At 37.8% G+C, this 12,217-nt stretch carries 17 protein-coding genes; all 17 read right to left on the reverse strand.

Annotated elements, in window-relative coordinates:
- Positions 1–12: 12 nt before the first annotated feature.
- The 17 genes from VIHSUH07_RS08220 to VIHSUH07_RS08300 all read right to left on the reverse strand — a co-directional run bounded on the left by VIHSUH07_RS08220 (position 13) and on the right by VIHSUH07_RS08300 (position 12,206).
- The gene (locus tag VIHSUH07_RS08220) at positions 13–477 is read right to left on the reverse strand and encodes a PaaI family thioesterase (RefSeq protein WP_016475671.1); all 465 of its coding nucleotides are present in this window, start codon (positions 475–477) and stop codon (positions 13–15) included.
- Between the two features lie 127 nt (positions 478–604).
- Entirely contained in the window at positions 605–1,816 is a 1,212-nt protein-coding gene (locus VIHSUH07_RS08225; protein ID WP_105084581.1) for an ABC transporter permease, read from the reverse strand.
- Positions 1,809–2,531 carry an ABC transporter ATP-binding protein gene (locus tag VIHSUH07_RS08230; protein WP_105084582.1) on the reverse strand — a complete coding sequence of 241 codons (723 nt, stop codon included), beginning with the start codon at positions 2,529–2,531 and terminating at the stop codon, positions 1,809–1,811. Before VIHSUH07_RS08230 ends, VIHSUH07_RS08225 begins: the two co-directional genes overlap by 8 nt.
- A gap of 13 nt (positions 2,532–2,544) precedes the next feature.
- A complete protein-coding gene (locus VIHSUH07_RS08235; RefSeq protein ID WP_105084583.1) occupies positions 2,545–3,627 on the reverse strand; it encodes an efflux RND transporter periplasmic adaptor subunit in 1,083 nt (360 codons plus the stop codon).
- Between the two features lie 92 nt (positions 3,628–3,719).
- Positions 3,720–4,634, reverse strand: a complete 915-nt coding sequence (locus VIHSUH07_RS08240; protein ID WP_233187846.1) for an ATP-dependent 6-phosphofructokinase — start codon at positions 4,632–4,634, stop codon at positions 3,720–3,722.
- Positions 4,591–5,289 carry a shikimate kinase gene (locus VIHSUH07_RS08245; protein WP_016475674.1) on the reverse strand — a complete coding sequence of 233 codons (699 nt, stop codon included), beginning with the start codon at positions 5,287–5,289 and terminating at the stop codon, positions 4,591–4,593. Before VIHSUH07_RS08245 ends, VIHSUH07_RS08240 begins: the two co-directional genes overlap by 44 nt.
- Before the next feature lie 116 nt (positions 5,290–5,405).
- Positions 5,406–5,798, reverse strand: coding sequence for a hypothetical protein (locus VIHSUH07_RS08250; protein WP_038148034.1), 393 nt, complete (start codon positions 5,796–5,798; stop codon positions 5,406–5,408).
- Positions 5,799–5,808: 10 nt separating this feature from the next.
- Positions 5,809–6,243: a hypothetical protein gene (locus tag VIHSUH07_RS08255; RefSeq protein WP_233187839.1), complete on the reverse strand. Its 435-nt coding sequence runs from the start codon at positions 6,241–6,243 to the stop codon at positions 5,809–5,811.
- Positions 6,244–6,364: 121 nt separating this feature from the next.
- Positions 6,365–7,219 (reverse strand): hypothetical protein, encoded by an 855-nt coding sequence (locus VIHSUH07_RS08260; protein WP_105084585.1) that lies wholly within the window; start codon positions 7,217–7,219, stop codon positions 6,365–6,367.
- Between the two features lie 13 nt (positions 7,220–7,232).
- Positions 7,233–7,682 (reverse strand): hypothetical protein, encoded by a 450-nt coding sequence (locus VIHSUH07_RS09760; protein ID WP_233187840.1) that lies wholly within the window; start codon positions 7,680–7,682, stop codon positions 7,233–7,235.
- Entirely contained in the window at positions 7,621–8,208 is a 588-nt protein-coding gene (locus tag VIHSUH07_RS08270) for a hypothetical protein (protein ID WP_105084587.1), read from the reverse strand. Before VIHSUH07_RS08270 ends, VIHSUH07_RS09760 begins: the two co-directional genes overlap by 62 nt.
- Positions 8,171–8,575, reverse strand: coding sequence for a hypothetical protein (locus VIHSUH07_RS08275; protein WP_233187841.1), 405 nt, complete (start codon positions 8,573–8,575; stop codon positions 8,171–8,173). The genes VIHSUH07_RS08270 and VIHSUH07_RS08275 overlap by 38 nt, the downstream gene beginning before the upstream one ends.
- Before the next feature lie 23 nt (positions 8,576–8,598).
- Positions 8,599–9,057, reverse strand: a complete 459-nt coding sequence (locus tag VIHSUH07_RS08280) for a hypothetical protein (protein ID WP_105084588.1) — start codon at positions 9,055–9,057, stop codon at positions 8,599–8,601.
- Entirely contained in the window at positions 9,015–9,581 is a 567-nt protein-coding gene (locus VIHSUH07_RS08285) for a prepilin peptidase (protein ID WP_105084589.1), read from the reverse strand. Before VIHSUH07_RS08285 ends, VIHSUH07_RS08280 begins: the two co-directional genes overlap by 43 nt.
- A gap of 11 nt (positions 9,582–9,592) precedes the next feature.
- Positions 9,593–10,006, reverse strand: coding sequence for a competence type IV pilus major pilin ComGC (locus tag VIHSUH07_RS08290; protein ID WP_005379173.1), 414 nt, complete (start codon positions 10,004–10,006; stop codon positions 9,593–9,595).
- 16 nt (positions 10,007–10,022) lie between these two features.
- On the reverse strand, positions 10,023–11,195 hold the full coding sequence (locus tag VIHSUH07_RS08295) for a type II secretion system F family protein (RefSeq protein ID WP_105084590.1): 1,173 nt from the start codon (positions 11,193–11,195) through the stop codon (positions 10,023–10,025).
- 12 nt (positions 11,196–11,207) lie between these two features.
- Positions 11,208–12,206 carry a type IV pilus twitching motility protein PilT gene (locus tag VIHSUH07_RS08300; RefSeq protein WP_105084714.1) on the reverse strand — a complete coding sequence of 333 codons (999 nt, stop codon included), beginning with the start codon at positions 12,204–12,206 and terminating at the stop codon, positions 11,208–11,210.
- Positions 12,207–12,217 lie beyond the last annotated feature (11 nt).

Here is a 12,217-nt window from a genome sequence, read left to right on the forward strand (position 1 = left end):
GTTCAACCCCCATTATATCAAATTTGGGTCATCTTCTTCAATGAATCTCCAAGGTAAATCCGGTAAAGGACGCTCTTCTACCACAAAAAACGTACCTCTCGCTATATGTACCACTTCACCTAATTCGTTATAAATACGTGCAGTGGCTACCATCGTAGTTTTACCACTGTGCTCTACATTCGCTACACCACGCAATACGGTGCCACCTTTGACAGCTTTCAAATAATTACCATTAATATCAATGGTACTCACAGATTTTCCTAGTGTAAAACACGCTGTTCCCATCAAGCTATCTGCAAAACCAATACAAACAGCACCATGCAAGTGCCCTCTAAAATTGCAGTACTCGGTTTCATTTGTTTGTAACGTCATTTCTGCATGACCCGGTTCTACAGTTGTCACCTCAGAATCTTTCACCCAGGAAAAAGGATTCTGCGTACGTAATTCATTAAAATATTCCAATAATGTTGTTGCCATAATTTCCTCACTAAATTAAAAATAGTGCGTTACATCATACTTAATTGTATCATGCAACGCACTATATGCGAATACGTCTATTAATTTATGGAAATATTACGCCCTGAAATATCTGCACCTACCCATACTATTCATAGTGTAGCGCATCAATTGGATTCAATTTAGCCGCTTTTCGAGCCGGATAAATACCGAATACCAAACCGATGGCCATGGAGAATGCGAAAGATAAAATGATGGTCGGTACCGAAATAACTGTACTCATACCAGATGCTAAACCTATCAGTTTTGAAGCACCTATACCGAGTGCAATGCCTATGAGACCGCCCATAAGACTGATTACAACAGCTTCGATTAAGAATTGTGTAACAATAACAAAGTATGTAGCACCTAGGGCCTTACGAATGCCAATTTCACGGGTCCGTTCGGTAACGGAAACGAGCATGATATTCATAATCCCAATGCCGCCTACAACAAGGGAAATAGCCGCTACAGCACCTAAGAACAAGGTCAAGGTTCCTGTGGTTTGCTCCATCGTTTCCATAATCGATTTCATATTTTGAATGTTGAAATCATCGAGGTTTGTATCCTTAATGCCATGACGAACGCGCAACAGATTTTCTATATCCGATTGCAAACGGTCAATACCATTATCGTCACTAGCAACGACGTAAACCATGCGAAGATAGTCAACACCTTCTACACGTTCCATAGCCGTTGTATAGGGAATAAAGATGACATCATCTTGGTCATTCCCCATAGTTCCATTACCTTTACTGTTAAGGACACCGATAACGCGGAATGGAATATTTTTAACACGTATTTCCTTACCCACTGGATCATCACCAGCAAATAAATTCTTAACTACGGTTTGACCCACAACAGCTACGCGCTCACGATTTTCTACATTCTTGCTAGATATAAAACGACCTTCCGACATGGTCCAGTTATTTACATCTTGAAAGTTACTACTTACACCACTAACAGTGGTAGTCCAGTTCTTACTTTGATATATAGATACGTAGGAATTAGCCGTATAAGGGCTAGCTGCTTTAACGCCATCTAACTTACTAATAGCTTGATAATCAGAAACCTTCAAGGATTTCATTGACCCTTGCGATGGACGCACACCTGGTGTACGTGGAGCACCCGGCATAACCATCAATAGATTGGAACCTAAACTAGAAATGGAGTTCTGAATATCCTGCTTTACACCATTCCCGATTGACACAAGGGCAATAACAGCAGCTACACCAATAATAATACCTAGCATCGTCAAAATGGATCTCATTTTATTGGCAATCAACGATGCCCAGGCCATTAAGAAACTTTCTTTATACATGTGTCACCTCCTGAACAGGAGTCATATTTAAGTTCTTCTTGTCTTCTACAATTAATCCATCCCGTAACACTACATTGCGACTTGCATAGGTTGCAATTTCAGGTTCATGGGTAACAAGAATTATGGTACGACCTTCATCATAAAGGTCTCTAAAGATGTTCATAACATCAATCGTCGATTTCGAATCCAAATTTCCTGTCGGTTCATCGGCCATGATGATAGCTGGGTCATTGGCCAATGCACGAGCAATCGCCACACGTTGACGTTGACCACCAGATAGTTCTGCCGGTAAGTGATCCATACGGTCACCCAAGCCTACAGATGTAAGCAAAGCCTCTGCACGAGCAGTACGTGTTTTTTTATCGATGCCTGCATAAACCATGGGCAACGCCACATTTTCAATAGCCGTTAATTTCGTTAATAGATTAAAGCTTTGAAATACAAAGCCAATTTCTTTGTTACGTACGTACGCTAACTCATCATCACTGAGATTAGCAACTTCATTTCCATTCAAGCAATAGGATCCAGACGTAGGTCTATCTAAGCACCCTAAAATGTTCATAAACGTTGATTTACCAGAACCGGAAGGCCCCATGATAGACACGAAGTCGCCTTTTTGTACCTGTAAATCTATGCCATGTAGAACGGGAACCGTTAATTTACCATTTACATAGGTTTTTGTGATACCTTGAATATCAATAACTGAATGATTCATAGTTCACCTACGCTTAAAATGGTCCATGAGAGTTATTTTTAGGGCCTGTTACATCGCCGCTAACAATAATTTCATCACCTTCAGAAACGCCACTTAAGATTTGAACATTTGTATCTCCAGTTACACCTGTAGAAACGGCAGTTCTAACAGGTTGACCATCTTTGATGACATATACATATTCACCTTGTTTATCAGTACGTACAGCCGTCAATGGTACTACAAGTGTATTTTTAATATCATCGCCAAAGATTGTGGCACGTGCGGTCATAGATGGTAAGAAATTCGAAGATATATCAGCAGGAATGGATACTTTCACAGTATAATACACTACGCTATTGCTCGTAACACCCATATTCCCCTTAGTGCCCTTTGCAATTTCAGAAACATAGCCTGTGAAAGTTTGACCTGGTTTAGAATCAACTGTAAATTCTACCTTAGAGCCATTTTTTACATTGCCAATATCAGTTTCATCAACTGTCAAATAAATTTCTAAATCAGACAAATCTGCAATAGTCGCAATAATCATTTGTGTCGAAATACCGGTGCTAATCGTTTGGCCCGCCTTAAGAGGTGTCCCTACTACGGTACCCGACATAGGTGCAGTAATAGTAGCATCACTTAAGTCAGCAGATACTCTATCATATGTAGATTGAGCTTGTTCATATGCGGTCACAGCATCATCATAAGTTTGCGCTGCTACAGCATTTTGATCGATTAGCGCTTTATAACGATTCATATCTAAGCGTGCTTTATCAAGAGCCGCCTTTGCATTATCGACCTGAGCTTGTAATTGTCGTGTATCAATATAGGCGATAATTTGACCTTGCGTAACATGATCATTTTCCTTGACCAATACCTTTTCAAGTTTACCCGCTACATTTGTGGATACGTCCACATAATTAACAGGATTGATAGTACCTGTAGCACTGATGCTCGTTTTTACATCGCCCTTTTCAACCCTACCGGTGGTGTATTTTTGTTGAGTCTGTGCACTATCATTTGTATGAACATAATAATAGCCACCACCACCTAATATACAGATAGCAATAACACCACCAATAATACGTTTACGGTGCTTCTGAAATAATTCTTTCATATATACTCCTTAATAAATGAGTCATTTCATTATTATTTACCATATTGTACTAGAATTTTATCGATTATACAATATAATTTTACGAATTCATTCTAATGACTCAATATAGAGATTAATTCATACTGACGTTTATCAATGCCAAACTTCATTGTTTTGGCAATATCATATGGTATAGCTCGAATTTGGCCATCAACATACCCAGTAATACAGTTATGCTCTCCGCGTACTAAGCAATCTACTGCCAACTCACTCATACGAGCGGCTAAAATGGCATCTAATGCAGATGGTGCCCCACCGCGTTGTAAATAGCCAAGAACTGTTAAACTTGGATCAAAGTATGTATGTTGTTTAATATACTCTTTAACCTCACCACTAGAGTAGGCCCCTTCAGCAACGAGTATAATACTGTATTCCTTACCTAATTGATGGGTTTTGTTAATATGTTCACATACCTCATCTAATGGCATTGGGTATTCAGGTACTAATACAAGCTCTGCACCACTCGCTAACCCAGCTTGTAATGCAATGTGTCCCGCATGACGCCCCATGACTTCGATTATAGCCACTCGTTCATGAGAGTTTGATGTATCGCGAATACGTCCTACCGCATCAACTACAGTATTAAGTGCGGTGTCAAAACCAATCGTATATTGAGTACCATTCATATCGTTATCTATGGTACAAGGAATGGTTATCGTAGATTGACCGAGCCGCATCAGAGCCTCTGCACCAGCTTGTGATCCATCACCGCCAATAACGATTAAATGATCGATACCAAAATCTTGTAATATTCGATAGGCTCGTTGCTGCACATCTAAATTTTTAAACTCTGGATAGCGAGCCGTTCTAAGAATCGTACCGCCAGTGGTAATAATACCGCCCACATCACGAGCGTGTAAGGGTCTTATTTCACTATTAATAATGCCCTCAAATCCTCGTTCTATACCATATACGCTAAAGCCCTCATGGATTGCTTTTCTTGTGGTGGCGCGAATGGCTGCGTTCATTCCTGGTGCGTCTCCGCCGCTTGTTAGTAATGCTATTTTTTTCATGTCTATTTCCCTTCTGCTGCTTTGGTTCAGCTTGTATGTCTTTAGACACAATTTCAGTTGTTTTGGGTTGTCTTCGCGCCTTAAATTGAACACCTATAGTATCCAATTGACGCTCAATTGCTTTCATAAAATCATAGGTACGTCCATTAGTCGTATCCAATACATAATCACACTGTTTATATACTGGCTTCCATGCCTGAATCATATTATGAACAAAGGCAGAAACATTGGTATAATCCATCGTTGGTCGTTTGCCCACACGACGATTGACGCGGCTTACAATTCGGTATTGTGCCGCTCGTATACCTATAATAAAAGAAAATTTCTTAAGCGATCTAAGCGTTCTATGCTCTATAGGAAAATTTCCACCTACACTAATAACCGCCTCGTGATATAGGGAAACTTTTTTTAGAACCTCTAATTCAGCACGACGAAATGCTTTTTCGCCAATCTTTTTATAAATTTCTGCAATGGGCAACCCAAAACGACCTTCCAATACTCGATCGGTATCCACGAATTGCCATCCTTTTAAATCTGCTAGATTACGTCCAAAATGGCTTTTTCCACTTCCCATGGACCCAATGAGAATAATATTTCGTTTTACTATCATGTTACTATTGCCCCTTATTCTTACGTTAAAATTTATTTTACTATAAAATTGGCATAAAAACAAAAATGAACATACAATAATGAGAATTATTACTCATTATTGTATGTTCATTTTCTTTACATCACTAATGGCGTAACCTTGCATGTAAAAAATATACTATTTCCTTTTGTATCAATAGACATAATCTGTATATGACAATACTTTATCTTCTGTTGCACCATATTATACCAAGATAAAAAGGATTGACTGGTTCCAACTAGAGTAAGATCTAATGCATCATCATGATGAGAACTACTCGTTATAATTAAAGGTTCTCTATTTATACTTTGATATATATCATCTACCCAATATTCATGCAGCAATAAGGATGAAATCAACTCATATGTATGAGAAGATAAAAATTGCTCTTTTACTGTTGTTTCTAATTGGTAATATTCAATGTTCTCTACCACCGCTTCGCATTGCTCTGTATAGTATCTATATATCCATAATGAAGAAAAAGCAATCATAATACTTATACTACACGCTAGGAATATCCTCCTTAGGTTTGGTGTCATGCTGTTTTGTATGTCCATCCAAATGGAATGAACAAGGTCCATCTGCTTTTTCCACTTGTTGTTTTCCATCACAAATCACCTGTTTCATATGAGCTTGAATATATTGAACATACGAATGATAAGCTTCATCATTTGTTGCATCACCATCAACAGTAAACCCTCCATCAGAAAATTCTATATGTCGTAACGTAATGGTTCCTCTTGTTGACATAGCTCCATCCAATAATGTAACAAGACAATATTGATTGTCTAATTGTGCGCCATGTTGTAATAACCGAGACATGGTATCTTCCATAGCATGATATTGATCTCGTATATGCTTGGATTGTTCATCCATCTGTATTTGTTCGTACTTCGCTACCTGTTCAGTATAAGTTTTATAAGAATAGACCCCCATACCAAGACAAAAAGCACTGAGTAATATAATCACTCCTGCAGTAGCGTATATATACAACTTATATTTACATAGCCAAATATACCATCGTAATGAACGGGGCATAAAATTTATTAATCTTTCATTACCATCCTTGTCCAATCCACCGTAACCCCCGCGTAGCCATTCCAATCGCCATATCCCAATCCAATTCACCTAATGTGCAACGCGTGCGACCTCGTCCAAGAAACATCATAGGTATATATTCGGTATTTCCGTATACCTCTTGTAATGCACTAATATCGATACGCTGCTCTTCATTTAAATCATCAGTATTATAAAAATGTATACCTTGAATTTCTTCTACGCCAAATCGCTGCAACATTTCTTCCATTTCAATCAATGCGGTACTAATATCTGCACCATTTATCTTTACAATACATTCCTTCACACAAGTATCCTTCCACCAAGCCCATAAATGCATACCGGCTGGTTCTACGATACCCGTAACCGTTCCTGTTCTATGCATCAATCCATACGTAACTGGTAATGGCCAACAATCAATAGTATCAACAGGTGCACATGTATCGCGTATACCTTGGCGTAGTAATTCAAGTTCATGCCGGTCTACGGCGGCTAAAAACAAATAATAATTATGTCGTGGATACTCTCTACGACAAGCATCAAGTTCAAATTCATGTTCGCCAAAATTAAATGTATCTTCTATATTCCACTTTATAAATTCCTTTACATCAAAATCATGAGGATCAAAACTAGCCATCGTCATTTCCGTAGGTATACAAGCGACAATACTATATTCACCCTCTTCTAAATCATATGTATTAATAAATTCAGCTATATCTTCATCAATTGTGCTAGACCGTTTCATCTCCATTGCATCAGTAATAATCATAGTTTTATTTTCAATATGTGCTGTAGTGGCAACAATCCTATCGTCAGTAATACAAAGCCCTGTATGTATCTGTTTTTTCTCTTTCATAGTGATGTCCTCCTTAATATGGTTTTACACTAATAACCTCTAATGTATGATTTTCTTTTTCTTTTACATATATGTGAACACGACTTGATACACCATCTAATACAGCATAGCTCATCACATGTTTTGGATTAGTAACCTTTGGATCTGCCTTAATAAATATATGGATAGTATCGTTTTTTTCCACATCAATATCCTCGCTATAATCCCAACGGCCATCGTTATTGCAATATGTACAAAACCATCGTGCACCACGCTCTGCTGCATAATGAGATGCAATCAGTCTCATTTCATCTGTTGTATTACTTAGTGACAGGGTTACAAGCCTATTCATTCCTAAAATAAGTACTAATAAAATGAGCATAATATATATGGCTACATAGCTAACCATGCCAGAAGAATAGTCAGAGATGCTTCGTTCTTTTAAACCAATCTGAATGTGTTGATACCGCCGTTGCCACCTCATACTGTGCTATGCCTCCATACCCTTTTGCATACTCTGTTTGACTATTAAAACGGTTATTTATAGACCATTTAAAAGTAACTAGTCTATTAGAATTCATAGAAAACGGTTTGGTAGCATCCAGTTTACGCTTATCTTCAGTACCTATGATGCGGCTTCCACTCAAGGGTTGTAAGCTACCATCACTTAATTTTCTATATAAGGCTCTTCTAGTAACGGTAAACGCGGTACGGCTTGTATCATTGATAGATAACAGGTCTCCCTTATCATTGATGGATACCATAGAGTGATTCCAAATAATATGAGACACGATGGCGCGTCTTGTATAACGGCCATCCTCTAACATGGCCAGGCTATCATCAATTCGCTCGGTCCATATATAACACGTCATGCATATTGTCATGATTACGAGAATCACGAAGGAACTAATCAAAACGCTAATAAGTAGAGATGGTAATATAAATCCATTGAATGATTTTGTCCTATGATTTTCAATGATGACTCGGTCCAAGAAACGTAGATATCTCATAAAGAGTAACTCCATTATCAACGGCTTGTACGCTAAATCGTAGTATAGATACACCATTTACCATTTCTTCTGTAACACTTTGTTTAAATGTTATATTAGATAAATTATGTCCATTCGATGATGAGATAATTCCTGTTGTTGGTATACCGCCAGCATCATATACCGCTTTCCCTGCTTCTATATAAGATACTGAATCCTGCAATATATAGTCATGAGTATATGTAGTCTTTACCATCGATAAGGTACTGCTCAAGACATAAAGAATGGTTGGCAATATGAGTAATACTAAGGTTACCGCCATAAGTGCATCACCATATAAAAATCCAGATTGTTCTGTTCGTAATCTATGTTTGTAGTTTGAATACATTCTTATTTGTACACATATCATAATCACAATGATTCCCACCGAATACGCCCTGTTTGTACAGAGATCCATATGCGATTTGTCGCACCTGTTTGTATGTCTTGTAAAATAAATTCGGTTCCATCATAAGGCAATCCATACGCAGAAAAATAAACGCGCTTCATCGTATGAGCACTTTCTATATGTTCAGGTAATTCTATCTCTACATGATGCTGCATAAGCCCTTCTTGAATTGAATAGGAATGTTTCTTTAAAATAAATTCACCTTGTGCCATCCGCTCATCCCGATGACCTAACATAGCCCATAATTGAACCTTCTTAATAGCTAATACGACTTCTTCAGTACTTCTATTCAACTCATGACGGGATGGTATGGTAACGATACTACTTAGACCTATACCAATCAAGGATAGTAATATGGTAATCGCCACAAGCCACTCTACTAATATAGAGCCATTACAATAATGTGTTTTACCACCGACCAATATATCGCCTCCCACACATTAGCAAAATGCAAAGCACTCCATGCACCAATGCATAAAAAAGGGCCAAAAGGAATATACCGTCTACCTGTATTACGAATACTATATAAGCTGGAGAGATAGAGGACACTAGCCAAACAAGAAACGTAAATCATAACAATAATTTGTATGTTTGTTAGCCATATGGATATAGCACTCATCCATTTAATATCGCCCCAACCAAGGCCACCTCGACTCAATATGCGTAATGCAATACTGATACTAGCAACGATTAGAACATGTACACAGGTGTCGATGACTGCATACTGTTCAACGACACTATAAAGGATACCTATACATGTAAGAGCGATAGCACCCTCATCGGGTAATATGAAATATAGCTTATCAATGGTAGCACCTATTACGAGAAATAGTGAAAAGAAGCTATAACATATAATTTCAAATAGTGTGTAATCCCTATACATTAATGGAATTACAATTGACAATATCCATATAACTAAACAGATATATTCCTTTCTCCCTTTCATTGCAAAATCCTTTATGTTTCAGGGGCCGTAACGACTACAGACTTACCGGCATTACCAGCAACTTGTTCATAGGTAATAACATATTCCTTACCTTTTGTAGTTTTAACATGCTCCGTTAAGTAACCTTCTTGATATAATTTTTCTACTGTTGGTGGTGTATCTAAACTTTTATCAATCATATAGAGTTGTGTCGCATTACGTATAATTTGCATATCTGCCACTTGTTTAGCATTCTTTGCCTTATCGGCAGCGGACATAAATTGAGGCATTGCAATAGCTGCCAAAATAGCAATAACAGCTACTACCACCATAAGTTCTACCAGTGTAAATCCACCTTGTTTAGTTCGTTGCATACGACGCAAACTAATATATCTAAGAAACGATCGTTCTAATTGAGTTAGTAGTTCTCTACAATACATAAGCATTTTAAAAACTCTCCTTTCATTGACCACCTAGAGATGATATTGATGTAAATAATGGATACATGACGGATATAACGAGGATTGCAATGCCAACGCCCATAATGGTGAGAAGTATGGGTTCCATAAGGCGCTCCATTCTTGCTATATATTGTGTTAACAACGATTCATAATAGTGACTACAATGATTCAACATGGCTACCAATTCACCACTTTCTTCTCCAACAGCGACCATTTGCCATATAAATGGGTTCCCTACAGACGATGATTTTAAACTTTCACAAAAAGAATGTCCTTTACAAAGCATGTTATAAACTTGATTACTACAGGATTCACCATACGAATTTCGCCATATATGCTTTGTAATATCTATAGTGTTGATAATTGAAATTCCCGAATCTAGCAATAATGACCAAATATGTAAAATATTCGTGTAATATAGAGATGTTAAAAATGTATTATGTTGAGCCAACTGCCATAACCATCTATCAAATCTATATCTAATTGCAGATTGTTTAAAAGCATATATGAGTATTCCAATAAAAACCACATGCCCACTAACATACAGTAATGGATGTTCTCGAAGGGAAGTTCCTAATACAAATAAACCTTTTGTCATCCATGGTAATTCTATATGCATAGTAGCAAATACGCGGGTAAACGATGGAATAATAAATAATATAGTAACCAAGAAAAATACATTCATAAGCACCAGTAAGAATAAGGGATATGAAATAGCACTTACTATCTTTTGTTGGTATTTTCGTTCTCGTTCATAATAAGAAGCTATATACTGCAAAGCTTCCCCAACATTCCCTGACATTTCACCACTTTCAAGCAATGCCAAGGCTATAGGAGGAAACCCCTTTTCTCGAAGAGCCTCTGATAAAGGTTGGCCTCGTTGTATACCCTCGTATAAAGAGCGATATAACATCGTTTTTGAGCCATCCATTAAAAGTTCTAGCGAACGCCTAAGGGAAATACCTGATTGTAGCAATAATCCCAGTTGATATGCTGTGGTACTCACTTGTTTATGATTCCAACGTACCGATTTGCTAGAGGATTTAGCTATACTACAAATGACATATCCTTCTAACTTGAGTTTAGTGCTAACCTCATCCTCAGAATCGGCCCATAATAAGCCTTGTATTCTTTTCTTGTCTGTTGTTATCGCTGTATATTCATAAGCATTCATGTAATTCCTCTATTATAATTGTTGTTCCAATAAAGCATGTAATTGGTGAACTGATCCATATTGCGTTTTTACATCACGCACTGCCATTTCTAATGTCTTCATAGGGGCCTGCGTTTCTTGGATTGAAACAATTTGAGGTTCCTTTCGATTTCTAATTAGATTTGCCACTGCATTCGTATTTAACAGAATATCCCGTATTGTTATAAACGAGGATTCCCATCGTAACAAACGTTGACATATGACCGCACGCAATACTTGTGATACTTGACTGCGCACTTCATCTTGTTGTTCACCAGGAAATAAAGATATCATGCGTTGCACGGCCATAACTGCTCGTTGTGTATGCATGGTTGCAAGCACAAGATGACCTGTTTCCGCAGCATGTAATGCGGCCTCTAACGTATCTCGGTCTCTCAACTCTCCTACCATAATGACATCTGGATCCTCTCGTAAGGCATCACGTATCCCATGCGCCATCGAATCCACATCAATTCCGAGTTGGCGCTGATGAATAATTGACTGCAATGGTATGAACTCATATTCCACAGGATCTTCTAACGTTATTATGTGTTTATTCATAGTTTTATTTATATATTCTATGCAACAAGCTAAGGTATATGATTTGCCACTACCTGTAGGGCCTGTAACAAGGACTAACCCATCATGATATTCACAAATTTGTTTTAATACATCGCTATCTTTAGATGTATCAAGCGATAAATTAGCATGACAGAGTAGTCTCAATGTTCCACAAATTCTATGATTAGCCCTATAAATATGAGCCCGAATTCGAATGCCATTGCTGGTGAAAGCATTATCTACAGAGTGCCATTCATCATGTGTGACGCCACATCGTTGTAATACATCTTTAATCATATCCACACTGCAAATACTTGAAATAGATTCCAACCCATTAGCGGCTCGAATATAAATCGGTGTTCCCACCTCTAAATGTATATCAGTAGCACTATGCTCTAACGATAGGGAAATTACATCTTCTATTGTTATCATCGAGTCGGTTG

The sequence above is a fragment of the Veillonella sp. T34266-5 genome (assembly GCF_002959815.1).
In the GTDB taxonomy this organism is placed as follows: Bacteria; Bacillota; Negativicutes; order Veillonellales; family Veillonellaceae; genus Veillonella; species Veillonella atypica.

What these genes read in the sequence shown, in the direction of transcription:
- VIHSUH07_RS08220 (WP_016475671.1), bottom strand. Translation starts at nt 477, where the DNA reads ATGGCAACAACATTATTGGAATATTTTAATGAATTACGTACGCAGAAT.
- VIHSUH07_RS08270 (WP_105084587.1), bottom strand. Translation starts at nt 8,208, where the DNA reads ATGAGATATCTACGTTTCTTGGACCGAGTCATCATTGAAAATCATAGG.
- VIHSUH07_RS08260 (WP_105084585.1), bottom strand. Translation starts at nt 7,219, where the DNA reads ATGAAAGAGAAAAAACAGATACATACAGGGCTTTGTATTACTGACGAT.
- VIHSUH07_RS08300 (WP_105084714.1), bottom strand. Translation starts at nt 12,206, where the DNA reads ATGATAACAATAGAAGATGTAATTTCCCTATCGTTAGAGCATAGTGCT.
- VIHSUH07_RS08240 (WP_233187846.1), bottom strand. Translation starts at nt 4,634, where the DNA reads ATGAACGCAGCCATTCGCGCCACCACAAGAAAAGCAATCCATGAGGGC.
- VIHSUH07_RS08285 (WP_105084589.1), bottom strand. Translation starts at nt 9,581, where the DNA reads ATGAAAGGGAGAAAGGAATATATCTGTTTAGTTATATGGATATTGTCA.
- VIHSUH07_RS08295 (WP_105084590.1), bottom strand. Translation starts at nt 11,195, where the DNA reads ATGAATGCTTATGAATATACAGCGATAACAACAGACAAGAAAAGAATA.
- VIHSUH07_RS08275 (WP_233187841.1), bottom strand. Translation starts at nt 8,575, where the DNA reads ATGTATTCAAACTACAAACATAGATTACGAACAGAACAATCTGGATTT.
- VIHSUH07_RS08250 (WP_038148034.1), bottom strand. Translation starts at nt 5,798, where the DNA reads ATGATTGCTTTTTCTTCATTATGGATATATAGATACTATACAGAGCAA.
- VIHSUH07_RS09760 (WP_233187840.1), bottom strand. Translation starts at nt 7,682, where the DNA reads ATGAGGTGGCAACGGCGGTATCAACACATTCAGATTGGTTTAAAAGAA.
- VIHSUH07_RS08290 (WP_005379173.1), bottom strand. Translation starts at nt 10,006, where the DNA reads ATGCTTATGTATTGTAGAGAACTACTAACTCAATTAGAACGATCGTTT.
- VIHSUH07_RS08225 (WP_105084581.1), bottom strand. Translation starts at nt 1,816, where the DNA reads ATGTATAAAGAAAGTTTCTTAATGGCCTGGGCATCGTTGATTGCCAAT.
- VIHSUH07_RS08245 (WP_016475674.1), bottom strand. Translation starts at nt 5,289, where the DNA reads ATGATAGTAAAACGAAATATTATTCTCATTGGGTCCATGGGAAGTGGA.
- VIHSUH07_RS08255 (WP_233187839.1), bottom strand. Translation starts at nt 6,243, where the DNA reads ATGGGGGTCTATTCTTATAAAACTTATACTGAACAGGTAGCGAAGTAC.
- VIHSUH07_RS08230 (WP_105084582.1), bottom strand. Translation starts at nt 2,531, where the DNA reads ATGAATCATTCAGTTATTGATATTCAAGGTATCACAAAAACCTATGTA.
- VIHSUH07_RS08235 (WP_105084583.1), bottom strand. Translation starts at nt 3,627, where the DNA reads ATGAAAGAATTATTTCAGAAGCACCGTAAACGTATTATTGGTGGTGTT.